Source organism: Rhizobacter sp. (assembly GCF_032229685.1).
Classification (GTDB): Bacteria; Pseudomonadota; Gammaproteobacteria; order Burkholderiales; family Burkholderiaceae_C; genus LMDS01.
The window spans coordinates 310,613-334,609 of the sequence record NZ_JAVTWP010000040.1 but is presented as its reverse complement, the minus strand read 5'-3'; the positions used below and the strand labels follow the sequence as shown (position 1 = coordinate 334,609).

The 23,997-nt window shown below is 69.6% G+C and carries 19 protein-coding genes; 8 read left to right on the top strand and 11 right to left on the bottom strand.

Going from position 1 to position 23,997, the window contains the following annotated elements:
- Nucleotides 1–62 precede the first annotated feature (62 nt).
- The 5 genes from AC30PD_RS19685 to AC30PD_RS19665 all read right to left on the bottom strand — a co-directional run bounded on the left by AC30PD_RS19685 (nucleotide 63) and on the right by AC30PD_RS19665 (nucleotide 5,205).
- Entirely contained in the window at nucleotides 63–509 is a 447-nt protein-coding gene (locus tag AC30PD_RS19685; protein ID WP_489537380.1) for a hypothetical protein, read from the bottom strand.
- Between the two features lie 128 nt (nucleotides 510–637).
- Entirely contained in the window at nucleotides 638–2,554 is a 1,917-nt protein-coding gene (locus tag AC30PD_RS19680) for a PhoX family protein (RefSeq protein ID WP_489537379.1), read from the bottom strand.
- 14 nt (nucleotides 2,555–2,568) lie between these two features.
- Nucleotides 2,569–3,396, bottom strand: coding sequence for an ABC transporter permease (locus AC30PD_RS19675; RefSeq protein WP_489537378.1), 828 nt, complete (start codon nucleotides 3,394–3,396; stop codon nucleotides 2,569–2,571).
- Between the two features lie 14 nt (nucleotides 3,397–3,410).
- Nucleotides 3,411–4,217, bottom strand: coding sequence for an ABC transporter ATP-binding protein (locus AC30PD_RS19670; RefSeq protein ID WP_489537377.1), 807 nt, complete (start codon nucleotides 4,215–4,217; stop codon nucleotides 3,411–3,413).
- Nucleotides 4,218–4,224: 7 nt separating this feature from the next.
- On the bottom strand, nucleotides 4,225–5,205 hold the full coding sequence (locus AC30PD_RS19665) for an ABC transporter substrate-binding protein (protein ID WP_489537557.1): 981 nt from the start codon (nucleotides 5,203–5,205) through the stop codon (nucleotides 4,225–4,227).
- Between the two features lie 101 nt (nucleotides 5,206–5,306).
- Between AC30PD_RS19665 and AC30PD_RS19660 the strand changes: the two genes are divergently transcribed.
- The 4 genes from AC30PD_RS19660 (at nucleotide 5,307) to trhA (ending at nucleotide 9,226) form a co-directional block, all read left to right on the top strand.
- On the top strand, nucleotides 5,307–6,668 hold the full coding sequence (locus AC30PD_RS19660; RefSeq protein ID WP_489537376.1) for a S1 family peptidase: 1,362 nt from the start codon (nucleotides 5,307–5,309) through the stop codon (nucleotides 6,666–6,668).
- Complete coding sequence (locus tag AC30PD_RS19655; RefSeq protein WP_489537375.1) at nucleotides 6,665–7,681, top strand: FHA domain-containing protein; 1,017 nt, start codon at nucleotides 6,665–6,667, stop codon at nucleotides 7,679–7,681. Before AC30PD_RS19660 ends, AC30PD_RS19655 begins: the two co-directional genes overlap by 4 nt.
- A 28-nt stretch (nucleotides 7,682–7,709) precedes the next feature.
- Nucleotides 7,710–8,474 carry an SDR family oxidoreductase gene (locus tag AC30PD_RS19650; RefSeq protein ID WP_489537374.1) on the top strand — a complete coding sequence of 255 codons (765 nt, stop codon included), beginning with the start codon at nucleotides 7,710–7,712 and terminating at the stop codon, nucleotides 8,472–8,474.
- Nucleotides 8,475–8,539: 65 nt separating this feature from the next.
- Nucleotides 8,540–9,226 carry a PAQR family membrane homeostasis protein TrhA gene (trhA, locus tag AC30PD_RS19645; RefSeq protein ID WP_489537373.1) on the top strand — a complete coding sequence of 229 codons (687 nt, stop codon included), beginning with the start codon at nucleotides 8,540–8,542 and terminating at the stop codon, nucleotides 9,224–9,226.
- Nucleotides 9,227–9,239: 13 nt separating this feature from the next.
- On the opposite strand, the gene AC30PD_RS19640 is transcribed toward trhA, so the two are convergent.
- The 6 genes from AC30PD_RS19640 to AC30PD_RS19615 all read right to left on the bottom strand — a co-directional run bounded on the left by AC30PD_RS19640 (nucleotide 9,240) and on the right by AC30PD_RS19615 (nucleotide 19,829).
- Nucleotides 9,240–9,665: a hotdog fold thioesterase gene (locus AC30PD_RS19640; RefSeq protein WP_489537372.1), complete on the bottom strand. Its 426-nt coding sequence runs from the start codon at nucleotides 9,663–9,665 to the stop codon at nucleotides 9,240–9,242.
- Nucleotides 9,666–9,714: 49 nt separating this feature from the next.
- The gene (locus AC30PD_RS19635) at nucleotides 9,715–10,332 is read right to left on the bottom strand and encodes a peptidylprolyl isomerase (RefSeq protein ID WP_489537371.1); all 618 of its coding nucleotides are present in this window, start codon (nucleotides 10,330–10,332) and stop codon (nucleotides 9,715–9,717) included.
- A gap of 33 nt (nucleotides 10,333–10,365) precedes the next feature.
- Nucleotides 10,366–11,181, bottom strand: coding sequence for a beta/gamma crystallin-related protein (locus AC30PD_RS19630; protein WP_489537370.1), 816 nt, complete (start codon nucleotides 11,179–11,181; stop codon nucleotides 10,366–10,368).
- Nucleotides 11,182–11,275: 94 nt separating this feature from the next.
- Nucleotides 11,276–13,123, bottom strand: coding sequence for a toll/interleukin-1 receptor domain-containing protein (locus AC30PD_RS19625; protein WP_489537369.1), 1,848 nt, complete (start codon nucleotides 13,121–13,123; stop codon nucleotides 11,276–11,278).
- Nucleotides 13,120–18,597 carry a DUF7379 domain-containing protein gene (locus AC30PD_RS19620; protein WP_489537368.1) on the bottom strand — a complete coding sequence of 1,826 codons (5,478 nt, stop codon included), beginning with the start codon at nucleotides 18,595–18,597 and terminating at the stop codon, nucleotides 13,120–13,122. Before AC30PD_RS19620 ends, AC30PD_RS19625 begins: the two co-directional genes overlap by 4 nt.
- A 47-nt stretch (nucleotides 18,598–18,644) precedes the next feature.
- Complete coding sequence (locus AC30PD_RS19615) at nucleotides 18,645–19,829, bottom strand: toll/interleukin-1 receptor domain-containing protein (RefSeq protein ID WP_489537367.1); 1,185 nt, start codon at nucleotides 19,827–19,829, stop codon at nucleotides 18,645–18,647.
- 226 nt (nucleotides 19,830–20,055) lie between these two features.
- Here AC30PD_RS19615 and AC30PD_RS19610 point away from each other — a divergent pair, with 226 nt between their 5' ends.
- The 4 genes from AC30PD_RS19610 (at nucleotide 20,056) to AC30PD_RS19595 (ending at nucleotide 23,992) form a co-directional block, all read left to right on the top strand.
- Nucleotides 20,056–20,403, top strand: a complete 348-nt coding sequence (locus AC30PD_RS19610; protein ID WP_489537366.1) for a YciI family protein — start codon at nucleotides 20,056–20,058, stop codon at nucleotides 20,401–20,403.
- Nucleotides 20,400–21,650: an RNA polymerase sigma factor gene (locus AC30PD_RS19605; RefSeq protein ID WP_489537365.1), complete on the top strand. Its 1,251-nt coding sequence runs from the start codon at nucleotides 20,400–20,402 to the stop codon at nucleotides 21,648–21,650. Before AC30PD_RS19610 ends, AC30PD_RS19605 begins: the two co-directional genes overlap by 4 nt.
- A 101-nt stretch (nucleotides 21,651–21,751) precedes the next feature.
- Nucleotides 21,752–22,684 (top strand): ABC transporter ATP-binding protein, encoded by a 933-nt coding sequence (locus tag AC30PD_RS19600; RefSeq protein WP_489537364.1) that lies wholly within the window; start codon nucleotides 21,752–21,754, stop codon nucleotides 22,682–22,684.
- Nucleotides 22,685–22,705: 21 nt separating this feature from the next.
- Entirely contained in the window at nucleotides 22,706–23,992 is a 1,287-nt protein-coding gene (locus AC30PD_RS19595) for an ABC transporter permease (protein WP_489537363.1), read from the top strand.
- Nucleotides 23,993–23,997: the final 5 nt, after the last annotated feature.

Genomic DNA, 23,997 nt, shown 5'->3' with positions numbered 1-23,997 from the left:
TTTTTGCGAGTTGGTCAAGCGCGGGTCGCCCTGTCGCAGGGCGGGCATCTACAAGGATCCGATCAGTCGGAAGCGCGCGGGCTGTTCCAGTTCATCTTGCTGATGCCGTTGCCCACCGACACGGAACGCTTCTCGGCCACGCCCTTGAAACTGGCCTCGACCGTGTAGTTGCCCGGTGGCAGCTTGAACATCATCAGCGGGCCGGCGTCGGGCACCGAGATCAGCTCGCGGCCCGCGTTGAGCACGGTGACCTTTTCGGCCACTGCGTACTCGCCACCACGGCCGCTGAAGGTGATCTGCAGCGGGAACTCGTTGCCACGCGCTTTCATGTAGTCGACCCCTTCGGTGCCGGCGCCACCGTTCATGTAGTCGATGCCGTTGGCGCTCTGCAGCTTGGGCAGAACCGATGCGGCGACGGTGTCGAGTGGCGTCTTCGACATATCCGGCTCGGCCGCACCCACGGTGCTTGCGGCGGCCAAGGCGAGCGTGATGGCAAGGAATGTCTTCATGGCTGATCCCCATCTGTTTTCGATGAGGACAGCTTAGGCAAACGACTTGAGACGGTCTGTCGGCCGTTGCGGCCGCACGCTGTAGGACACGGCCGGCCGACAGCTGCGGCCGGTGCCGCGACGTGGCTTCAGCTGCCGACCACCCCGCCGTCCGTGCGCCGGATCACCACCGTCGCCGAGCGCGGCCGCCCGCCCGTGGGCCACCTCGAGAACTTGCCGGGCTCGTTCGGGTCGCTGCGGTCGCTCGGTGTTTCACCGGGGTGCTGCACGTTGATGAACATGGTGCTGCCGTCGGGCGTGAGCGTGGCGCCGGTGATCTCGCAATTCACCGGCCCGGTGAGAAAGCGCCGGATCTCGCCGCTGCCGCGGTCGCAGGCCAGCATCTGGTTGTTGCCGATGCGCACGAGTTCGCCCTGGCGCATCTGCGTCGCGTGCATGTCGGTCTGGATCCACAGCACGCCGCGCGCATCGAGCATCAGGCCGTCGGGGCAGGCGAAGACGTCGCCCTTGATGTTGCCCTTGGCTTCGGGGCGTGCATTCGCCGGGTCGCCGGCCAGCACCAGGTGGCTCCAGCGCATCGTGGTCGCGTCGAAGTCGCTCTCTTCCTTCCAGCGGATGATCTGGCCCATCACGTTGTTGGCACGCGGGTTGGCCGCATCCACACCGGGCATGTCTTTCGCGCCGCGTGAGCTGTTGTTGGTCAGCGTGCAGAAGACCTCGCCGCTCTGCTGGTCGATGGCCAGCCACTCGGGCCGGTCCATCTTGGTGGCACCGAGCGCGTCGCTCGCCTGGCGCGCCTTGATCACCACCTCGCCCTGATCGGCGAACCCGTTCGCCGCCGTGAGCGGCCCCTGGCCGTGAACCAGCGGCAACCAGCGGCCGCTGCCGTCGGCGTCGAACCGGGCCACGTAGAGCGTGCCGTGGTCGAGCAGTTCGCGGTTCGCCTGCGCCTGCGTGAGGCCGTTGCCGGCCGGCGCGATGCGGTCGCGGCTGACGAACTTGTAGATGTATTCGAAACGTGCGTCTTCACCCGAATAGACCACCGCGCGCCCGTCTTTCGTGACCGCGACCCAGGCCCCTTCGTGCGCGGCGCGGCCGAGCGCGGTGCGTTTGACGGGTGTGCTCTTCGGATCCATCGGGTCGATCTCGACGACCCAGCCGAAGCGGTTGAACTCGTTCGGGTGCCTCGCCGCGTCGAAACGTTCGTCGTGTTCGTTCCAGCGGAAGAACGCGGTCTTGCGCAGGCCCCAGCGCTTCTGGTGCGCGTCGGGCTCGGCTTCGCCCAGGCCGAAGTAGAAGACGAAGTTCTCTTCACCCGACAGGTAGGTGCCCCAGGGTGTCTTGCCGCTGGCGCAGTTGTTGAAGGTGCCGAGCACCGTGCGGCCAGCCGGGTCGGCGGCGGTCTTCATCATGGCGTGGCCGGCGGCCGGCCCGCCGAGCGCGAACGGCGTGCTGGCGGTGAAGCGCCGCGCATAGGCCGACGGCCGCACCATCGCCCACGCTTCGCCTTGGCGCTCGATCTCGATCACGGCCACGCCGTGCGCGGCCTGCGCCTTCTTCACCTTCTCGGCTGTCCACGGCGTCAGCCCCCCGGCATGCAGCAGGCCGTCGTCGACGTACTCGTGGTTCATGGCGAGCAGGCCGCGCGTGCTGCTGCCGGCCAGCGCGTAGTAGTGGATGCCGTCGTGGTGCATGCCCATCTGCACCGCCTGATCGGCGGCGCTGGCCGATGCGTCTTCGCGCCAGGCGGGCATGTTGCCGGCCACGCCGATCGGTTCGCCCCACGCGGCGATGGTGGTGGCCACATAGCCTTCAGGCACGACGATGGTGTCGGCAGTGCTGGCCGGAATCGGCTTGAAGCCAAGCAGCGGGCCGGCGCCGGCAGTGGTCGTCGCACAGCCAGCGAACAGCGGCGCCAGCGCAGTGCCAGCCAGCGCCGCGAGGCCGCCCTGCAGCCAGACGCGGCGGCGTGGGTCGGAGACACTGTGGATGTCGGGGTTGGAAGAGCGGTTGCTGTCTTCCATGGCGTCGAAGTCCTTGGCCATCGCGCTTGCCTCCGTCAGAGTTTTTCGGTTTCGCCCGCCTGTGGTTGCCACTTCATCAGGCGTTTTTCGATGCGACCCACGGCCCAGTCGAGCATCAACGCGAACACCGTCAGCACCAGAATGCCGGCCATCACGGTGTTGATGTCGAAAGCGCCCTCGGCCTGCAGGATCAGGTAGCCCACGCCGCGCGACGAGCCCAGGTATTCACCGACCACCGCGCCCACGAAAGCGAGGCCCACGCTCGTGTGCAGCGAGCTGAAGACCCAGCTGGTGGCGCTCGGCAGGTACACGTGGCGCAGCAGCTGTTTCTGCGACGCGCCGAGCATGCGCGCGTTGGCGAGCACCACCGGGCTCACTTCCTTCACGCCCTGGTAGACGTTGAAAAAAACGATGAAGAACACGAGCGTGACGCCGAGCGCCACCTTGCTGGCGATACCGAGCCCGAACCACACCGCGAAGATCGGCGCCAGAATCACGCGTGGCATGCTGTTCAGCGCCTTGATGTAAGGGTCGGCGATGGCCGCGGCCATCGGGCTCAATGCCAGCCAAAGGCCGCAACCCAGGCCGAGCACGGTGCCGATGCCGAAGGCGAGCACCGTTTCGAGCAGCGTGACCCACAGGTGCTGGTAGATGTCGGCGTTGCCGAAGAACCAGGCCCAGATGCGCGAGAAGATCTTCAGCGGCTCGCCGAAGAAGAACGCCGCCTGCTGGTCGTTCTCGAACACGAAGGGCGGGATCAGGCCCGGCTTCGTGACCACGTGCCAGAGCAGGAAGATCACGACCAGCAGGCCGACCTGCCAGACGCGCAGGTTGGCGTGGCTGGGTTTGATGAGTTTCCACATGGTCGTCACTCGCCTCAAGCCGCCAGCTGCTGCTGGTAGCCCTTGAGCACTTCTTCGCGCAGCACCGACCAGATCGCCTGGTGCAGCTCGACGAAGCGCGGCGTGACACGCACCTCGGCCACGTCGCGCGGGCGTTTCAGGTCGATCGCAAAGTCGCCGATGGGGTGCGAGGCCGGGCCGGCCGACAGGCACACCACGCGGTCGCTCATCGCGATCGCTTCGTCGAGGTCGTGGGTGATGAAAAGCACCGCCTTCTTCTTCGCGGCCCAGAGCGCGAGCACTTCGTTCTCCATCAGCTGCCGGGTCTGGATGTCGAGTGCAGAGAACGGCTCGTCCATCAGGATGATGTCGGGGTCGAGCACCAGCGTCTGCGCCAGGCTCACGCGCTTGCGCATGCCGCCCGAGAGCTGGTGCGGGTAGCGGTCACCGAAGCCGCCGAGGCCGACCCGCTTCAACCACTCTTCGGCTTGCGCGCGGGCGTCGGCGATGCCGCGAAACTCGAGCCCGGCCATCACGTTCTGCGCCGCGGTGCGCCACGGCATCAGGCTTTCGCTCTGGAACATGTAACCGGCGCGTGCGTTGATGCCCGTGAGCGGCGCACCGAACACCTTCACGTGGCCGGTGCTCGGCGCGAGCAGGCCGGCGGCCACGTTGAGCAGCGTGCTCTTGCCACAACCCGTGGGCCCGACAACCGAGACGAACTCGCCGGCAGCGACCGTGAGGTTCACGTCGCGCACGGCGGTGTAACGCTGGCTCGGGTCGTTCTTGTCGACGAAAGTGCAGCTGACGTCGCTCAGTTCGAGCGCATGCGCGGTGGCCATCGGCGTGTCAGCCCTTCGGGTACTTGGCGTTGGCCTTCTTCACGAACTCGTTGGTGTAGATCGCCGCCAGGTCGATCTTGGCCGCAGCGATCTCGGGGTCGATGCTCGCGAGCGCACGGCGCGCGGTTTCGGCGCCGGCTTCGGGGAAGCTGCCGTCGATCGACAACGCGCCCTTGGCCGCGAGAAAGGCGTCGACATACACCGCCCGGTCGCCGAGCAGGTAGTTTTCGGGCACGGCCTTGATGATGTCGCCGGCACCGGCCGCCTGGATCCACTTGTCGGCGCGCACGATCGCGTTCGCCAGCGCCTGCGCGGTGGCCGGGTTCTTGTCGAGGAAAGTTTGCGGCGCATACAGGCAGCCGGCCGGCATCGGGCCGCCGAAGACCTTGTCGGCCTCGGCCACCACGCGCGTGTCGGAAACGATCTTCAGGTCGCCCGAGCGCGCCAGCAACGTGATCACCGGGTCGAGGTTGCTGATCGCGTCGATCTGGCCCGAGCGCATCGCGGCCACCGCACCACTGCCGGCACCCACGCCGATGATCGACACGTCGCCCGGCTTCAACCCGGCCTTGCCGAGCACGAAGTTGGCCAGCACGTTGGTGCTCGAGCCCGGCGCGGTGACGCCCAGCTTCTTGCCTTTCAGGTCGGCCACGCCCTTGAAGTTGGGCATGGTCTTCGGGTTCACGCCCAGCACGATCTGCGGCGCGCGGCCCTGCAGCGCGAAAGCGCGCAGGCGCTGGCCTTTCACCTGCATGTTGATGGTGTGTTCGAACGCGCCCGACACCACGTCGGCGCTGCCGCCGATCATGGCCTGCAGCGCCCGCGAGCCGCCGGCGAAGTCGGCGATGGTCACTTCCAGGCCCTCGGCCTTGAAGTAGCCCAGGCTCTCGGCGATGGTGAGCGGCAGGTAATAGAGCAGGTTCTTGCCACCGACGGCGAGCGTGAGCTTGGGCTTCTCGACGGTCTGGGCTGAAACGAATGCAGGCATCGCGATCAGCGAGCTTCCTGCCAGAACAAAACTGCGGCGTTGCATGGTCAATGTCTCCTGGTGGATCGGTAGGCCGGGGGCGCCCCGTAGAATGAATTTCAATGAATCCATTTCACCCGCGGGTCGCCGCTCTGGCCGGTCTTGTCTGCACATTCTCGCTGAGCGGCCTACCGAGCGGCGCCTGGGGGCAAACCACGAGGGCGCCGGCAGCAGCCGCCGCAGAGCCGGCGGCTTCGGCGCCGGTGTCGTGGACGGCCCGCAAAGTCTACGAGCAGGCGCGCTCGCAACTGGTGCAGATCCGCACCGTGCTGAAGGGCCGCGCCAGCCAGACCTCGGTCGGCTCGGGCTTCTTCGTCTCCACCGAAGGCCACATCGTCACCAACTTTCACGTCGTGGCCGAAGCCGCGCTCAAGCCAGAGCGCCACGACCTCGTCTACGTGACGGCCGACGGCCGCGAAGCGCCGCTGCAGATCTTGCAGCTCGACGTGCTGCACGACCTGGCCCTGCTGAAGGCCGACGACGCTGCCGCCACGCGCCCCGCCTTCGAAGCGCTGCCCTTTCGCCCCGAAGCCCAGGCGCTGGCGCAAGGCGAGCGCATCTACTCGCTCGGCAACCCGCTCGACGTGGGCTTCGCGGTCACCGAGGGCAACTACAACGGCCTGGTCAAGCGCAGCTTCTACCCGCAGATCTTCTTCGGCGGCGCGCTCAGCGGCGGCATGAGCGGCGGGCCCGCACTCGACCAGGAAGGCCGCGTCATCGGCGTCAACGTGGCGCGGCGGGTCGACGGCGAGCAGGTGAGCTTTCTGGTGCCGGCGAGCTTCGCGGCGGCCCTGCTCAAGCGCGGGCGCGAAGCGGCGCCGATCAAGACCGCCGCCTACGGTGTGGTCACCGACCAGCTGATGCAGCACCAGGCCGCGCTGACCGAGCGCTTCATCCAGCAAGGCTTCAAGAGCGCAACCCACCCGCGCTACAAGGTGCCGGTTCCGAGCGACCAGTTCATGCGCTGCTGGGGCAGCAGCGAGCCGTCGCGCACCGGTGGGCTCGACCTCGAACGCTCCGACTGCGTGATGGACACGCGCATCTACGTGGGCGACTACACCACCGGCGCGATCAGCCTGCGCCATGAAAGCTACGACGGCGCCAAGCTCGGCACGCTGCGCTTCGCGGCGCGGTACTCGGCGAGCTTTCGCAACGAGTCGTTCGTGCGGCTGCGGGCCGGCCACCAGACCAAACCGCAATGCCACGAGGCTTATGTGGAACGCGGCGGCCTGCCACTGCGCGCGGTGGTCTGCCTGCGCGCCTACAAGAAGCTGCCGCAGCTCTACGACGTGTCGGTGCTCGTCGCCACGCTCGACCAGACGCAGTCGGGTGTGCAGGGCCGCTTCGACGCGCAGGGCCTGAGCTTCGAGAACGCGCAGAAACTCGCGCGCCATTACATCGACGCTTACGGGTGGGTGAAATGAGCGGCGCCGACAACGTGCTGGCCCTGCTCGAAGTGCTCGACCGCGACGGCCAGGTGCGCCAGTCGATCGGCGTGCGGCACTGGCCGCTGCGCATCGGGCGCGCCCTGGGCAACGACCTGGTGCTGAGCGACGCCCACGTCGCTGCAGAACACCTGTCGCTCGCGCTCGAAGAGAACGGGCTCGAGCTGCAGGTGCTCGACACGAAGAACGGCGTGCAGTTCGGCGCGAAGAAGCTCCCGGCCGGCACCCGCCAGCCGATCGCGCCGAGCGGCGACGCGCCCGAGTTCAGCGCCGGCCGCACCCGGCTGCGCCTGCGCCTGCCCGGCCACACGCTCGCGCCGGAGCTGCCGCTGGCCGTGGTGGCGCCGCTGCGCCAGAGGCTGGTGCCGGTGCTGGCGGCGGCGCTGGTGCTGCTGGCCGGCATGCTGTTCAACACCTACCTCGAGACCGATGCCGACGGCCTGGGCCGCGCGGTCGGCGCGACGCTGCTCAGCACCGTCGCAGGGGCCTTGATCTGGTGTGGCGCCTGGGCGCTGCTGACCAAGACCTTCACGCACCAGGCGCGCTTCGGCTGGCACCTGCGGGTGTTTCTGTTCGCCAGCATCGCGTGGCTCGTCGCCGGCGCCTTGCCGCCATTGCTGGCGTTCGCGCTGTCGTGGCCCTGGCTGAGCGATTTCGGCTTCGTCGGCAGCTACATCGTCGGTGCGGCGGCGCTGTACTTCCACCTGCTCGCGGTCGAGCCGGCGCGCCAGCGCGGCCTGCGCTGGGCGGCGGTGGCATGCGCCGTGACCGGCGTGGCCCTGACGCTGTGGTTCAACCAGCAGCGCACCGACCAGCTCGGCGAAGAGCTGTATATGAACCACCTGTTCCCACCGGCGGTGCGGCTCGTCGGGCCGGTCGCCAACGACGCTTTCATCGACGGCCTGGGCAAACTGAAGCCGCTGCTCGACAAGAAGGCGCTCGAGAAGTCGGGCTCCGACGAGGCCGGCGACAAGGGCGAGGCCGAAGAGTGAGCCCGCGAACACACGAGGTGAATCGACCATGAGCGTGAACACGACCCCGAAGCGCACCGTTCTCGTCACCGGCGGCGGCCGGGGCATCGGCGCCGCCACCTCGCTGCTGTGCGCGCAGCACGGCTGGGCGGTGGCGGTGAACTACACCAGCGGCGAAGCCCCGGCGGCGGCCATCGTCGCGCAGATCCGCGCGGCCGGCGGCAGCGCGCTCGCCGTGCAGGCCGACGTGTCCGACGAAGCGCAGGTGCTTGCGATGTTCGCCACCATCGAGCGCGAGTTGCCGCCGCTCGGCGCGCTGGTCAACAACGCCGGCGTGGTCGACGTGCAGGCGCGAGTCGATGTCATGAGCCTGCCACGCCTGCAGCGTATGTTCGCGATCAATGTGTTCGGCAGTTTCCTGTGTGCGCGCGAAGCGGTGAAACGCCTGTCGACGAAGCACGGCGGCCAGGGCGGCGCGATCGTCAATCTGTCGTCGGCCGCGTCGCGCATCGGTGCGCCCGGCCAGTACGTCGACTACGCCGCGGCCAAGGGCGCGATCGACGTGTTCACGATGGGCCTCGCGAAAGAAGTGGCGCTCGAAGGCATCCGTGTCAATGCGGTGCGCCCGGGCATCATCGAGACCGAGATCCACGCTTCGGGCGGCCTGCCCGACCGCGCCAAGCAGATGGCGCCGCTGGTGCCGATGCAGCGTGCCGGCAGCGCCGACGAAGTGGCGCAGGCGATCGTCTGGCTGATGTCCGACGCCGCAAGCTACACCACCGGCTCGATCGTCGACGTGACCGGCGGACGTTGAAGCCTGTCTTTTCTGCTCCCCCGGGAAGGGGATGGCGAGCAGCATTCATCGCGAGTTCAATGACCATGACTGCTCAAGCCCTGCCCGCGCCCGCCATGCCCAAGCTGCCCCTCGTCACCGACCGGCCCCAGACCTGGGGCGAAGAGATCGCCAACAGCATCAGCCATGGCATCGGCTTCCTGCTGGCCGTGGCGTCGCTGCCGGTGTTGCTGGGCTTCTCGCAAGGCAACGGCAGCACGATGAACAACGTGGCCGTGTGCGTGTTCTCGGCCACGATGATGCTGCTGTACTTCGTCTCGGCCGTGTACCACGCCGTGCCGGCCGGGCGTGCGAAGGACCTGCTCAACCGCTGCGACCACGCCGCCATCTACCTGTTCATCGCCGGCAGCTACACGCCCTTCGTGCTCGGCGTGCTGCGCGGCGGCTGGGGATGGTCATTGTTCGGCGTGGTGTGGGCGATGGCCGCGCTCGGCGTGGCGGCCAAGCTGCTCAACCGTCTGAAGCACCCGCTCTGGTCGACCGGGTTGTACGTGGCGATGGGTTGGGTCGCGGTGGTCGCCGCGGCGCCGCTGCTGGCCCGCATGCCGGGCGCCGGCCTGGCGTGGCTGATCGCCGGGGGCGTGTCGTACACCGCCGGCGCCGTGGTGTTTCTCTACGACTCGCGCATCAAGTACGCGCACTTCGTGTGGCACCTGTTCGTGCTCGGTGGCAGCGCCTGCCACTTCTTCGCGGTGCTCGGCTACGCGGGCTGAACCACCCCCCGCTTCAGCGCGGCGAGAGGATCGCCATCGTGATGCGCGAGACGCAGGTCGGCTGACCCTTGTCGTTGTGCATGTCGATCTGCCACACGTGCGTGCTGCGGCCCACATGAACCGGCCGCGCGACGCCCGTCACCCAGCCCTCGGACACGCTGCGCAGGTGGTTGGCGTTGATGTCGAGCCCCACCGACCGGTGCCCGGCGGGCGAGGCGAACGCCGCGCCGCACGAGCCCAGGGTTTCGGCGAGCACCACCGAAACCCCGCCATGCAAAATGCCGACCGGCTGGCGCGTGCGCGAATCGACCGGCACGCGGGCACGGATGAAGTCGTCGCCGACCTCCAGAAACTCGATGCCGAGCAAGGCGACGGCGGTGTCGACGTGCATCGCGGTCAGGATCTCGACCGTGGCGGGTTGTTTCCAGATCGTGCTCATCGTGGCGTGTGCGTGGTGGTGGGCCGGCAAGTTTGGCAGAGCAGCGGCCTCAACGCGCGGCCGCCACGCGCTTCACGCTGCGCACCGCGATCGGGGCCTTGAGATATTGCTCGGTCTGTGCCTTGCGGTAGATCGCCTGCACCACGGCCATGCCTTCGACCACCTGCCCGAACGCGGCGAAACCCTGGCCGTCGGGGTTGCGGCCGCCGCCGAAGTCGAGCTCGGGCTGGTCGCCGATGCAGATGAAGAATTCGCTGGCCGCCGTGCCCGGCGTGCTGCGCGCCATCGAGACCGTGCCGTTGCGGTGCAGCAGCCCGCTCTGCTGCGTGGTCTCATGTTCGATGGGTGGGCGCGGCGGTTCCTTGCCGTCGGGCAGGTCCATGCCCCACTGCACCACCTGGATCTTGTGCGGCGTGTCGGCCGGCTGGTTGGCCGGCGTCACGATGCGGTAGACCGCGCCGCCGTCGAGCCAGCGCTGGTCGACATACGCGAGGTAGTTGGCCACGGTGAGTGGCGCACGCGCCGTGTCGACGGCGATCACGAAGGCGCCGAGCGCAGTGTCGACTCGTGTGAGCACGCGGCCCTCGCCCGCCGGCGCTTGGGCGTGCGCACTGCGGCCGGCCGCGAAAGCCAGCGCCGAAAGACTCAGAACATCACGTCGTTGCATGCTTCGCGCTCCAGGGTATGGAGCGCGATTCTGCTACGCCCTCGGTTCGCCCAGCCGGTTCACGGTGACGGTGCGCCCCGGGGGGTTGACCATCTGGATGTGGTGCTCGCGCCCGCGGAAGACATAGGTCACGTCCCAGTAGTCGGGCCGCGCCTGGTTCGGCACGTTGGTGCAGCGCTGCACGTCGCGCGTGACCACGGCCTGCCCGTTGCTGCCACGGCCCACATTGGCGCCGACTGCAGCACCTGCCACGGCACCGCCGGCGGTGGCGATGTCCTGGCCGCGCCCGCCACCCACCTGGTGGCCGAGCACGCCGCCGAGCACCGCGCCGAGGATGGCACCCCCCACGTTCACGTCGCCACGTTGCTGCTGCACGACCTGTTCCTGCTCGACCCAGCAGCGCTGCTGCGGCTGCCCGAGCACGGCGCGCACCGAGGTCACGTCGGCCTGGTACAGGCGCTCGTTCGGGCGGCGGTGGTTGTCGTAGACCGGCACCGGCATCGGCGCGTAGCGGTTGTCGGGAATGCGCGCGTTGGTGCTGATGATGCGGGCCGACGAAGCACGGTCGTTCAGGCCCATGGCCGCGAGCGATTCGTAGCGGCCGGGGCGCAGCACCACGCAGCGGCCACGGTATTGGGCGTCGCTGCAGACCTCCCAGCGGTCACGCAGCACCACGACTGAAGACGCTCGGTCGTTGAACCCGTAGCGCTCGAAGTTGGCGACCGGGCGTTCGGTCGTGAAGATGCGGCCCTGAAACCCCTCACGTTCGTGGAAGGTGACCTGGGCGAAGGCCGGTGCGGCCATCACGACAACGGCCGCGGCGACTGTTCTTCTCAGCAATGTGTTCATGGGGTGTTCGTTCGCAATGACGGAGCGGGCAGTATGGGCAGCACGCCCACCTGCGAGCCAGCGGACACCGCCGCCTGGCCTCGTAGTTGCCGTCCTACGCGCGGGTGCAGGCTGGCGGCACGCGCCCGCCCGGTGCGCACAACTGGCGGCCGAGCCAGATCTCGTAGGTGTCGACGCCGGGTTTCGCGTTGCGCAGATCGCTCACGGCCGGCCGCGCCTCGATGACTTCGGCGACCGCCTTGGTGACCCAGCGTGCATAACTGCGGTCGCTCTTGCCTTGCACACGCACCTGCGTGGCCTCGGGCGCGCGGGCGCCCACGAGCTCGATCGCCGGCGCGTCGTAGCCGAAGCTGCGCATCTTCGCGGCCAGCACCTCGGCCATCGGGCGCTGCGCCTCGCTGGCGATCTGGATGTAGGCCAGCGGATGGCGGGCCTGCGCCTGCTGAAGCAGCACGCGCACCTTGCCGGCCTGCTGCGCGGTGTAGTCGCCGCGCGGCTCGGCCGCGGCCAGCAATTGCCCGATCGGCCCGCGGTTGACCTGCAGCGTGCCGGGCAAGGCGCTTTGCAGCAGCACCAGCGTGTTCACCACGCCCGAAGCGGCGCTCGCGCTCAGCGTCGCCGGGTTGGCCTTCAAGACCTGCAAGGCCTTGTCGACGGCCAGCGGCACGGCGTCTGAGAGCGCCTGCGGGTCGAGCACCAGACGCGTGGTCGCGGTGACCCGGGCCTCCTTGTTGTCGTCGAACAAGGCTTCGACGCTCGCCGTGAGTGGCGTGAGCGCTGCGGCAGGCGGGTCGCTGCGCGGCGGCTGGCGCGGCAACACCGGGGCCGCCGCCACCACGGCAGGCGCAGGTGGGGTCGGGCGCGCTGCGCTGCCGGGCCTGATCGAACGGGTCACGATGCCGGGGTCGAGCGCGTCGGGGCGCGCCGGACGCGCTGCCGCCACGGCCGTGCCGCCGGGTGCAGGCGGTGCGGGCCGACTCGCGGCCGCCAGCGCCGGGTCGGGCACCGGCGGCCGGGTGACGGGGGCACTTTCCCCTTCCACCGGTGCCAGCGCGAGCACCTGCTTTTCGGCCTCGGCGCGCTGGCCGCGGTCGAGCAGCGCTTCGGTGCCGGCCAGCGCGAGCTTGAACGATTCCAGCGCATCGGCTGGCCGGCCGGTCTGCGCGTAGATGTGGGCCAGGTAGTAGTGCGCTCGCGCGTGCCCCGGCCGGCGCTCGATCGAACTCAGGTACTCGTTGAGCGCCTTTTCGAGCTGCGGCACGTCGGCGATGTGGGCGTCGAGGCCGGCGCGGAAATGGCGCTCGGCTTCGATCTTGATGGCGTCGATGCGGCGCGCTTCCTCGCGCTGCAGCTTGTCGGCCCGCGCCTGCGCCTCGCGCGCTTCGGTCGCGGCCTGCTCCTGCTGGTCGTGCAGGTACCAGGCCACGCCACCGGCACCGGCCAGCACCAGCGCACCACCGGCCATCCACGACGAGCGGCGCGGCCAGCGCCGTGGCGGCGGCAGCGGCGTGGCGAGCAGCCCGCGCGGCGTGCGCTGGCGGCGCTGCTGCACTTCGAGCAGAAGCTTCTCGAACGCGTCGTCGTCGGCGTCACCTTCCCAGTCGAGCAGGTCGAGCGTGTGCAACTGGCCGAAGCCGAGCGGCAGCTCGATGTCTTCGATGCGCACCGGCAGCAGCTTGTCGTGCTTCAGCGCGCGCGACGATTCGTCGCGCACGAACGACGAACGTGCCGAGTCGGCCGACCACAGCACGATCACGACCGCCGCGCCCTGCAGCTTGCTCTCGATTACCGCGGCGAACTCGCTGCCGGCCGTGAGGTCGCTGTCCCACCAGACCTGCAGGCCGCTCGCGCCCAAGCCTTCGGCCAGTTGCTCGGCCACGGGCCGGTTCTTGCGGGCGTAGCTGATGAAGACGTCGGGCGCGGCCGAGTCGGTCGGTTTCATGATGAAGCCAGCACCTTCAAGCCTTTCAGGATCTCGGCGGCCGCGCGCTGTTCGGTGCTGCCGGCCACCGCCTGGTAGGGCTCGAGCGTGAAGCGCGCTTCGGTGTAGACAGAATCCCAGCTCGACGTGGCCGGCACGCGCGCCTTGAGTTCACGCGCCGCCTCCATCAGCGCCGGCGCCGAGCCGGCGAGGCGGCCCTGGGCCAGCGCTTCGAGCAAGGCCAGCTCGGTTTGCCCGACCACCGACCAGAAGTCGGGCCGCTCAGTCGCGGCCTTGTCGAGCGACTCGCGCACCACGCTCAGCCGCGCTTCGGTGAGCTTCGGCGCGCGCTTCTGCAGGAACGCGAGCCGCAGTTCGGCGCTGATGCCGTTCTTGGCCGGGTAGTAGAGGTTGTCGGCGTTCGATTGGCACGCCAGCTGTTCGGCGTGGGCGTAGTGCACGACCATCTTCTCGAGCGCCGCGAGCGAAGCGGCGTCGCGGCCGGCACGGCTTTCGAGCAGCACCAGCCGCTTCCAGGCCGAGCCGAGCAGGCTTTCGCGTTCGACCGTGGCCTGCAGCGCCACGAGCTTGCCGAGCTGGGCGATGCCTTCCTCGATCATGTGGCGCGCGGCGGCTTCGTCGCTCAGCTTCTCGCCGCAACGCGCCAACTCGTTGCCGAGCTGTTCGGCGGCGCGGAACGAAGCGCTGCCGTCGGCCGAGTTCACCGCCACGCGGTACCACTCGATCGCTTTCACGCTGTCTTTCGCCTGCCCATACGCCAGACCGAAGGCTTCGGCCACGGCGCCCATGTGGCCCCACTCGGGCGCGAACTTCGATTCGAGAAAACGCAGCTTGTCGCGCTGCGCTTCGGCCTTGGCCGGGCCGAAGCGGCTGCGGATCGCGAGTGTCTCGAGCGCGAGCGCGAGCGCCACCGGCGACGACACGCCGATGAACTCGTCGCCCACCGGCGGGGCCGGGCGCTGCGCGTCGGCGCCACCGCGGCTCCAGGTCCAGCCCGGGTCGCCGTAACACTGGTAGGCGGCCCAGGTGTTGCCTTGCGGGTTGTCGCGCCAGGCCGCTTCGCGTGCCGCGGCCACGGCGTCGATGAAACGTTCGCCACGCAGCAGCACCGAATAGAAGGTGGTCGCGAAGGTTTCGGCCGGCTCGTCTTCCACGGCCCAGCCGGCGGCGATGACACAGCGCACGCCGACCTCGATCAGCGCTTCGGCGATGTTGGCGGCGAAGGTCGCGCGGTCGTAAGGCTTGAGCGTGGTCGAGGCGTCGCGGCCGGCGAGATGGCAACAGTTCAGGAACACGAGTTCGGGCACGACGCGCATCGCCTTGATCTCGGCCGCGCCGAGGAAGGTGTTGCCCGAGAGCACCACGCCGCCGTCGATGCCGAGCTGGCCGTGGCCGGCCACGTGCACCACGCGATAGGGGCGCTCGAACAGCGCGTTGATGATGCTGCGCGCGTCGTCTTCGCCGCTGACGAGCGAACGCAGCTTGGCCGCGGGGATGCCGTCGGCACCGCTGGTCAGCCGGTTCACGACCGCGATCGCCTCGGCGCGCGCGCCCGGCAGCGGCGGGTAGTCGGGGTTGTCGCACTTGGGTTCGCCGATCACGAGCACGCTGTCGTCGGCGTTCGCGTCAGACACCTGGGCGCGGAACTCGTTGGTGCGCAGCTTGCGCAGCAACTTGCTGCGGATGGCCCAGGGCCGGGCGTCGCCACCGCTCTGGGCCGGCGCGTCGGTGTCGAGCAGTTCCCAGGGGATCACGGCCGAGCCGCTGTCGAGCTCGATCAGCATCTCGGTCGTGCCGCCGAGAAAGGGCTCCATCTCCACCGGCACCAGCAGCTTGAAGAGGGTGCGGCCGATCTGCGAGTCACGGTTCTCGTCGTTCGAAGCCTTGGCCACCAGCTCCCTCAGCAGCGTGCCCTGCGCATGCACCGCGCGCACCTCGGTGCGGGCGCGGCGGGTGTCGAGCACGTACTCGATGCAGGGCTGGCCGTTCTTGCCGGCCACGCTGAGCGCGCTGATCAGGTCGTAGGCCGCGCCGCGGTAACTCGAGTCGAGCGAGCGCCGCAACGCACCGTCACCCGAGGTGACCAGGCCCACCAGTTCGAGCTGGTTCGGCGTGGCGATGGCCTGCACCTGCAACGAGCGCCAGGCCTCGCTGGCGCGGTCGAGGTAGAACTCGACGAAGATCAGGCGGCCCAGCTGCGGCCAGCCGCCCTGTTGCAGTTTCTGGCTGGCTTCGAAGGCGCCCTGCGCGATGAGCTGCGCCGCGCTGCCCGGCGAGATGCCCTTGCCGCCGCTGCCGATCAATGTCGCGGCGAGTTCGAACTGCGCGTCGCCGCCCTGTTCGGCCACTCTTTGCGCGTAGGCCAGCACCGCCTGTCGCACGGTGTAGACGAGCTCGCTGGCGCGCAGCTTGCCCTCGTCGCCGAGCCCCGCCACGACCACCGCCTGCGGGCGCGCCATCACGAACGGGTTGTTCGGGTCCTTGCGCACGTTGCCGAAGATCTGGTGCGAGCCGGTCGCGTCGGGGTACAGGCCGGCGGCGAGCGACTTGCTCATCGCGTGGCCCACGAGCCCGTCGACGACCCATTCGGTGCCGGTGAGTGCGATCGAGCGGTAGTGGCCGACCATCAGCGGCTGGCCCACGAACTTCAGGTCGCCGTTGAGCACCGACACGCGCAGCGCCGTGCTCTTGCCACGGCCGCGCCGCGCCTCGGCACCAGCACGCGCCGCGCCCAGCACCTCGGCCACGCTGGCCGGCGGGCTCGACGACTGCAGGCCCCGCGAAGGACGGCTGCGCACCAGCGCCGTGGTGGCGGCGGCAGCACCGCCCGCGCCGCGGGTTCCGGCCGCGGCCGGCACGTAGGCCTCGAGCTGGCGGGTGTCGCCGGTCGTGAGCAGCTCGATGTAGGCCGCGAAGGCGCTCGATTCGTCAGGCAGCTTGCCGTGTTCGGCGTCGAGCTTCCAGGTGCGCACGCCGGGCAGCAGCGCGCTCTGCAGAGGCACGCGCCCGTCGCCGTCGTCGGGGGTGTCGAGGTATTCGAGGCCGTCGGAGGTCTGCGTGAAACCGGCCGGCGTGAACGCGGCGTGGCCCACCACGAGCAGCATCTTCTGCGCGTCGGGGCCGAGCGCTTCGGCCTGCGCGTCGAGGCGGCGGCGCAGCTTCACGGCCTGGTCGAGCACGTCTTGCGGTGGCGCGCCCCACTCGTAGATGGTGCGCTGCGAGCCTTCGTCGTGCCACAGGCTGCGGTCGCGCAGCGCCGCCATGTCGTCGTCGGCGAGCTTCTGCCAGGTGGTGGCCTTGTCGAGGCCGAGGTTCGGGTCGAGCAGCGCGGCCTGGAGCTGGATGAAGCCGGGCATGCCGGCCATCATCTTGCGCGTGCCGCCGTTGTCGAACAGCGAACCGAAAGCGACCAGCGCGTTGCCGAAGTTGTCGTCGCCAGAGAGCGTCTGCATCGGGGCCCACGAGCCACCATTGGGTGTGCCCAGCATCAGCAGGCGGCCGCCTTCGCGCGCCATCATCCTCTGCCACGTTTCCGGCTTTTCGAGGCGCATGGTGCGCGCGACCAGGCCGCCCATCGAGTGCGCAATCAGGCGCACCGGCTGTTGGCTCACGTTGCGCGCGGCGAGCGCGGCGTCGACCGCCACCGCGAGCCGGCGCGCTTCGTCTTCGACCGGGCGGCGCCAGTCGTAGGCGAACGGGATCACCTCGTGCGTGTCGGCCAGGCGCTCGATCAGGTCGTCGTAGACCATGCCGATCGGGCCGTCGGGTTCGACTCGGTTGGCGGTGGCCGGGTCCCACGCGAGCTTCTTCAGGCCGTTGATGAAGCGGAAGCCGAGCCAGATGCGCTTGCCGTCGAGCTTGAGGTTGGAGCCGAGGATGCCGGGCAGCACGAACACCGCCGGTCGGTCGGCCGCCGCGCTGCCTTCCGCGCCGCGCGAGCGGGCCACGGCACGCGCCGCGCGCGTGCCGCTCGCGTCCTGCCCGGCCCACGAGAGCGGGCCGATCACCGAGAAGTCGTCGGGCGCGGCCTCGAACAGCGCACTCGTGATCGCCTTGACGGTGCGCTCGTTGACGAAGTAGTTGAAGTGCGAGACCTTGGCGCCGCGGTCGAGCAGGAAGCTTGCGCCGGCGCCACTGGCGGTGGCCGCACGCGGCGCGCCGCCGTACATCGAGCGGGTCTGCACCACGAGGTCGTTGTCGGTCCAGTAGAAGGCATCGGACAGCAGCGTCTTGACCCACGAACCGATCGAGTCGCCTTCCATGTCGCCGGCGATCACGCGCAACTCGCCCGGCAAGCTGTCGCTGCCGCCGTTGAGCCACTTCACCATCGGGCTCTCGGGCATCATGGCTTCGATGCCGGGCAGTTCGTCGGGCTTCGCGCGGCGCCGCGCCACTTCGTGCAGAAAGTCGACGAGCTGCGGCGCGACCGGCACACCGCCGAGCTCCAAACCCCACTTCAGCACCGACAGGTAAGCGTCGAAACGCTTCGACGCGAGCAGCGTGCCACGGGCCGGGCAGGCCACGCGCACCACACGTTCAATGCGCAGGCCCTTGGCGATCGCTTCTTTCGAGAGCGCGATCAGGTCGGCTTTCTGCTGGGCCCGGTCGGCCCCGGCGAACAGCGCCAGCTCGTCGGCGGTGGGCGGCTTGCCACCACACGCACGCGCCAGCACCTCGGCCACCAAACCACCGCGCGAGTGCGTGACGAGGTGCAGGCGCGCGCCGGCCGGCATGGCACGCACGAGCGTCAGCGCGTTCGTGATCGGGCTCGCGCCCATGGTCGGGTGGTCGAGTGCGTAGACACGGCCGGCGTAGTGCGCGAACAGCTCGCGCACGGTCTGCGGGTGGAGGGCCCAGAGCTTGCCGAAGGTCTGGGCCGTGTCGACGAAGGTGCCGTGGATCAACACCAGCAGCGGGCCGCCATCGGCCGCAGCGGGCACGGCGTCGCGCTTGCGGCCGCTGCCCTTGAGCGCCGTCAGGGCATCGGGCGAGAGTTCGTACACGCCGGCATCGACCGCGCCGTCGACCTTCTTCGTGACCGCGGCCGCAGCGAGCTTGGCGGCCGGGTCTTTGGCGAGGCCGGTGACGACCTCGAACGCGCTCAGCACCGCCTGCCCCATCCAGCCGCGCGTGGCACCGCGCGTGGCGCCGGCTTCGAGGCCGGGCCAGCCGAGCTGCGGCGAGACCACCACTTCGCTGTCGCTCGCCGCATTGACCGCGCTGCGCGTGGCGCCAGCGCTCTGCGCGCGCATCAGGTCGCGGGCGTCTTCCGGGTGCAGCACCAGCGTGGGGCCGTTGGCGATGCTGAGCACCACCACGTCGTCACCCGGGCGCGCTGTGACGCGCACCGCGTCGCCACCGCCCCGCTGCGTGCCGACCAGCACCGACGCCTTGGCCGTGCCACGTGTCGCCGCGCCGGCCGCCTGCGGCTTGCCGGGGATGATGAAGGTGATGTCTTGCGCCGATGTGGCCATGTCTCGCTCCTGTGAAATTCGTGCGCCGGGCCGGCGGGCTGCAGTGGTCAGCCCGCCAGGGCCTTGCCCACCTGCGCGATCAGTTCGGCCGGCACCACGGCCTCGCCGAAGGCCCCTGCCAGCAAGGCCTGCGCGGCCCGTTCGGCGCGCTGCGTGCCGCGTGCCCCATGGTAGAAGATGACGGGCAGCGACTGCTGTTTCTCACGCAGCGCGGCCAGCAGGCTCAAGCCCGCCGCCACGGGTTCGCCGTCACGCTCCCAGTCGGTGATCACGAGGTCGAAGCCTTCGGCGTCGCTCTCAATGCGCAGCAGGGCCTGCTGCGTGCTCAGCGCCGTGACGACCTCGATCTGCAGCTTGGCCAGCACCGCCGTTTCGTAGCGGTTGCCTTCGGGCCGGTCGTCGACCCACAGCACCCGCTTCTGCTCGGGCAGGTCGATCAGCGTTTGCACACCTTCCTGCAGCACGCGTGCGGCGGTGCCGGTCAGGCGCGGCGCCTGGCGCAGGCGACCCGCCTCGTCGACCTGATGCGAGACCGCCGCGAGCAGCCGGTCGAGCACCGGGTCGGGCGGGGCCGCACCGGCGGGGGCCGGTGTCGGGCGGGGCCGGATGACACTGCGTTCGCCGGCAAAGGCCTCGAACGGGTCGGCTGCAGCGGGCTGTGCCGACGGGCTTCCGAAATCGAAAGACGGTGCGGATGATGGCGGCGCCCGCACCACCGGCGGCCGGCGTTCGCGGATGCCCTTCACGGTCGCGCGCAGGCCCTTGGCCACGTCGGTCCAGGCTTCGTCGCGGTTCGACCATGAGGTCACCGGGCGAAGGTCGGTGGGCAGGCCTTGCAGCTTCAGGAAGGGCAGGTCTTCGGCGTCTTCGGGGTCGAGGTTGACCGCGCGCACCACGATCGGCACCACCACCGTCTGCCGCGCCACGTGACGCTGCATCGCGGCGCCGAGTTCGGTGCCCATGATGTAGTCGGACTCGATGAAGTCCTTGCTGACGAGCAGCAGCACCAGCTCGGCTGCGCGCAGGTTCTTGTCGATCTGCTGCGACCAGTCTTGCCCCGGCACGATCTTGCGGTCGTGCCAGGGCGCGAGCAGGCCGCGCCGTTCGAGGATCTTCAGGTGACCCTGCAATTCGTCGCGCAGGCCTTCGTCTTCGTGCGCATAGCTGTAGAACAGCGTGACCGGCGCCATCGACGGGTTCATCGCAGGATCGATCGTCTCGCTGCTGGCCATGTCGGGTCCATGCGTGGCAGGGGCGCGCGCCCTCGGGGAGCGCATCATGGGCGCGTGGCACCGCAGGTGCCAGCCCTAGTTCATGGGCGGCCCGAGGGTCTGGGAAACATCGGTGGCGCGCGCTGCCGCTGCTGAATAATTCTTCGATGAGCTGTCGAAACCGGCGCCACCCGAACGTCAAGGCACAGATGCGGCATGGTGCCGTGTCGACCACGGAGCAAAGACCATGAGATACCTTCTGAGCATCTACGCCAGCGAAACCGAAGAAGACAAGATGTCGCCCGAAGACACCGGCAAGCTGATGCAGGCTTACGGCGCCTACACCGAAGCGCTGGTGAAGGCCGGCGCGCTGCAGGCCGGTGAGCGGCTGCGCCCGAGCACCGACGCCACCTCGGTGCGGGTGCGTGGCGGCAAGACCGAAGTGCTCAACGGCCCGTATGCCGAAACCCGCGAGCAGCTCGGCGGCTACTACCTGATCGACGTGCCCGACCTCGACGCCGCGCTGGCCTGGGCCGCACGTTGCCCGACCTCGAGCTACGGCACGATCGAAGTGCGGCCGATCTGGGAGATGTGAACCCCTCGTCCGACGCTGCTGCCGCGGCCGCCGAAACAGCGGCGCGGCGCAGCTACGGCAAGCTCGTCGCGTACCTGTCGGCGCGCACGCGCGACGTGGCGGCGGCCGAAGACGCGCTCGCCGCCGCGTTCGAGTCGGCCTTGCGTGACTGGCCCGCGAACGGCGTGCCGCACAGCCCCGAAGCCTGGCTGATGACGGCCGCCAAGCGCTCGTTGATCGACGCCGCGCGGCGCCGCAAGACGCACGACGAGTCGGCCGCCGACCTGCTGCTGATCGCCGACCTCGCTTCCGACCCCGACGCGCAGCGCGCGATCCCCGACGACCGGCTGCTGTTGATGTTCGCCTGCGCGCACCCCGCGATCGAAGCGGGCGTGCGCGCGCCGCTGATGCTGCAGACCATTCTTGGCTTCGACGCGGCGGCGATCGCGTCGGCCTTTCTCGTGGCGCCGAGCACGATGGGCCAGCGCCTGGTGCGCGCCAAGGCCAAGATCAAGCGCGCGGGCGTGCCGTTCCGCCTGCCCGAACACGACGATCTGCCGGGCCGGCTCGACGCCGTGCTCGAAGCCATCTACGCCACCTTCACCGAAGGCTGGTCCGACCCCGCCGGCACCGAAACCCGGCGCCGAAACCTGGCCGACGAGGGCATCTGGCTCGGCGAACTGGTGGCCACGCTGCTGCCCGACGAACCCGAAGCGCTGGGCCTGCTCGCGCTGATGCTGCACGCGCAGGCGCGCCGCGGTGCGCGGCGTGATGCGGCGGGCGCTTACGTGCCGCTCGCCGACCAGGACCCGGCCCTCTGGAACGCGGCGCAGATCGACGCCGCCGAGTCCTTGCTGCTGCGTGCCAGCAAGATGGCCACGATCGGGCGCTACCAGCTCGAAGCGGCCGTGCAGTCGGCCCACGTGATCCGGCGCCGCACCGGCCGCGCCGACTGGCCCGCGATCGTGCAGCTCTACGACGCGCTCGCCGCGTTGACCGGCTCACCCGTGGTCGCGATCAACCGCGCCGTGGTGCTGGCCGAGACACAAGGCGCCGGCGCAGGTCTCGCGGCGCTCGACGCCGTTGCCGGCGATGCGCGCCTGGCCGACTACCAGCCTTACTGGGCCGCGCGTGCCGGCCTGCTCGCCCGCAGTGGTGCCGGCACCGAAGCCGACGCGGCCTACGTGCGGGCCATCGGCCTGGAAGCCGACCCGGCCGTGCGGCACTTCCTGCAGCGGCAGCGCGCCGCCCTCCACTCGCGCCGCTGAGCGGCTATTGGCGCCACCGCGCTGGCGATTCGTCGCAGCCCGACAGCGGCTGTGGCGGCGCTGCGTAGCATCGCCCCCATTCAAGACTCGGGGAGCGGCGGATGAACGAAGTGCTTCAGGCGCAGGGGCTGCGCAAGGCCTACGGCGAGCGCACGGCGGTGGCCGATGTGTCGCTCACGGCGCGTGCCGGCGAGGTGCTGGGCCTGCTCGGCCCGAACGGCGCCGGCAAGTCGACCACCGTCGGCATGATCGCCGGCCTGACGACCCCCGATGCCGGCTCGGTGACGGTCGGCGGCGTGACCCTCGCGGCCGACGAGTTCGGCTTCAAGCGCCGCATCGGCCTCGTGCCGCAAGACCTGGCGCTGTTCGAAGACCTGCCGGCGCTGGCCAACATCGAACTCTTCGGTGCGCTCTACGACCTGCCGAAAGCGACGCTGAAGAAGCGCGCGATGGAGGTGCTCGAGATGGTCGGCCTGGCCGACCGTGCGCGCGACCAACCCGCCACCTTCAGCGGCGGCATGAAACGGCGCCTCAACATCGCCTGCGCGCTGGTGCACGACCCCGACGTGCTGCTGCTCGACGAGCCGACCGCCGGCGTCGACCCGCAGAGCCGCAACGCGATCTTCGACAACCTGGAGGCGCTCAAGCGCGCCGGCAAGGCGCTGGTCTACACCACGCACTACATGGAAGAAGCCGAGCGGCTGGCCGACCGCATCGTCATCGTCGACCACGGCAAGGTGGTGGCGAGCGGCACGCTGGCCGAATTGCTGCGCGTGTTGCCCGCCGCGCAGACGCTGTCGATCGACATCGACGGCACGCCCGATCTGGTAGCGCTGCAAGCCATTGCCGGCGTGAAGCAGGTGGCGTTCGAGGCCGGCACCCTGAGCATCGGCCTCGACGACCTGACCCGCAGCGCCAGCGCCGTGCTGCAGGCCGTGAGCGCCAGTGGCGCCGTGGTGCGGCACCTGAGCTCGGGCCGCGCCAACCTCGAAGACGTGTTTCTCGCGCTCACCGGGCGCCAGCTTCGCGACTGAACCGCACAAGGACAACGAGACATGAACGCTTTCATCGCGCTGCTGCGCAAAGACCTGGTGCTGTACTTCTCGAACCGCCGCTCGGTGATCATGAGCATCGCGGCACCGATCCTGATCGCCGCTTTCTTCGGCAGCCTGTTCGGTGGCCACGACAACAAGCCGGCGAACATTCCGGTCGCGGTCACCGACCTCGACAAGAGCGAACTCTCGGCCAAGATCGTCGCCGCGATGCGCGCCGACAGCGCGCTCACGCTCAGCGAAGCGAGCGAGGCCGACGCCCTCGCGCAGGTCAAGGCCGGCAAGCTGCGCGCTGCGGTCACCTTGCCCGCAGGCTTCGGCGCCAAGGCGGGCAACGCGCTCTTCGGCGGTGCCGACAAACCGCAGATCGTGCTGAACTACGACCCGTCGCAGTCGATGGTGTTGCCATTGGTGCGCGGCCTGCTCACGCAGCACGTGATGCAGGTGGTGAGCCAGTCGGCGATGAGCGGTGCCGGCTCGATGATGAAAGACATGCGCGAGCAGCTGCTGAAGAACCCGCAGATGCCAGCCGGCCAGCGCGACGAGCTCGTCAGCATGTTCGACAGCATCGCCAAGGTGCAGGAACGCGCGGCGCCCGCGCCCGGTGCGGCCTCGTCGGCTACGGCCGGCGCGAGCTTCAGCGTGCCCTTCACCACCCGTGAAGTCGAAGCCAGCTCGCAGCCCGAGACCCACTACAACAGCTATTCGCACGCCTTCGCCGGCATGGGCGTGCAGTTCATCCTGCTGATGGGCGTGGACATGGCCGTCGGGCTGCTGCTGATGCGCCGCCTCGGCTTGTGGAAACGCCTGCGCGCCGCGCCGCTGTCGCGCAGCAAGCTGCTCGGCAGCCGCATCGCGAGCACGGCGCTGATCGCGCTGATCGTGTTCGCGGTGATCTACGCCGTGGCGATGGCCGTGTTCAAGGTGCGCGTCGAAGGCAGCGTGATCGGCTTCGTCGCCGTGCTGGTGGCCTTCGCGCTGCTGACCGCGAGCTTCGGCCTCTTGATCGCGGCACTCGGCAAGACGCCCGAAGCGACCCGCGGCCTGGCGATCCTGGCGACCTTGCTGCTGGTGATGCTGGGCGGCGCCTGGGTGCCGTCGTTCATCTTCCCGGCCTGGCTGCAGACGGTCTCGCTGTTCGTGCCCACACGCTGGGCCATCGACGGCCTCGACGCGATGACCTGGCGCGGGCTGCCGCTGGAGGCGGCGGCGATGCCGGTGCTGGTGATGCTCGGCTTCACCGCCGTGTTCACGGCGCTGGCGATTGCGCGGTTTCAGTGGGAGGAGTGAACGCC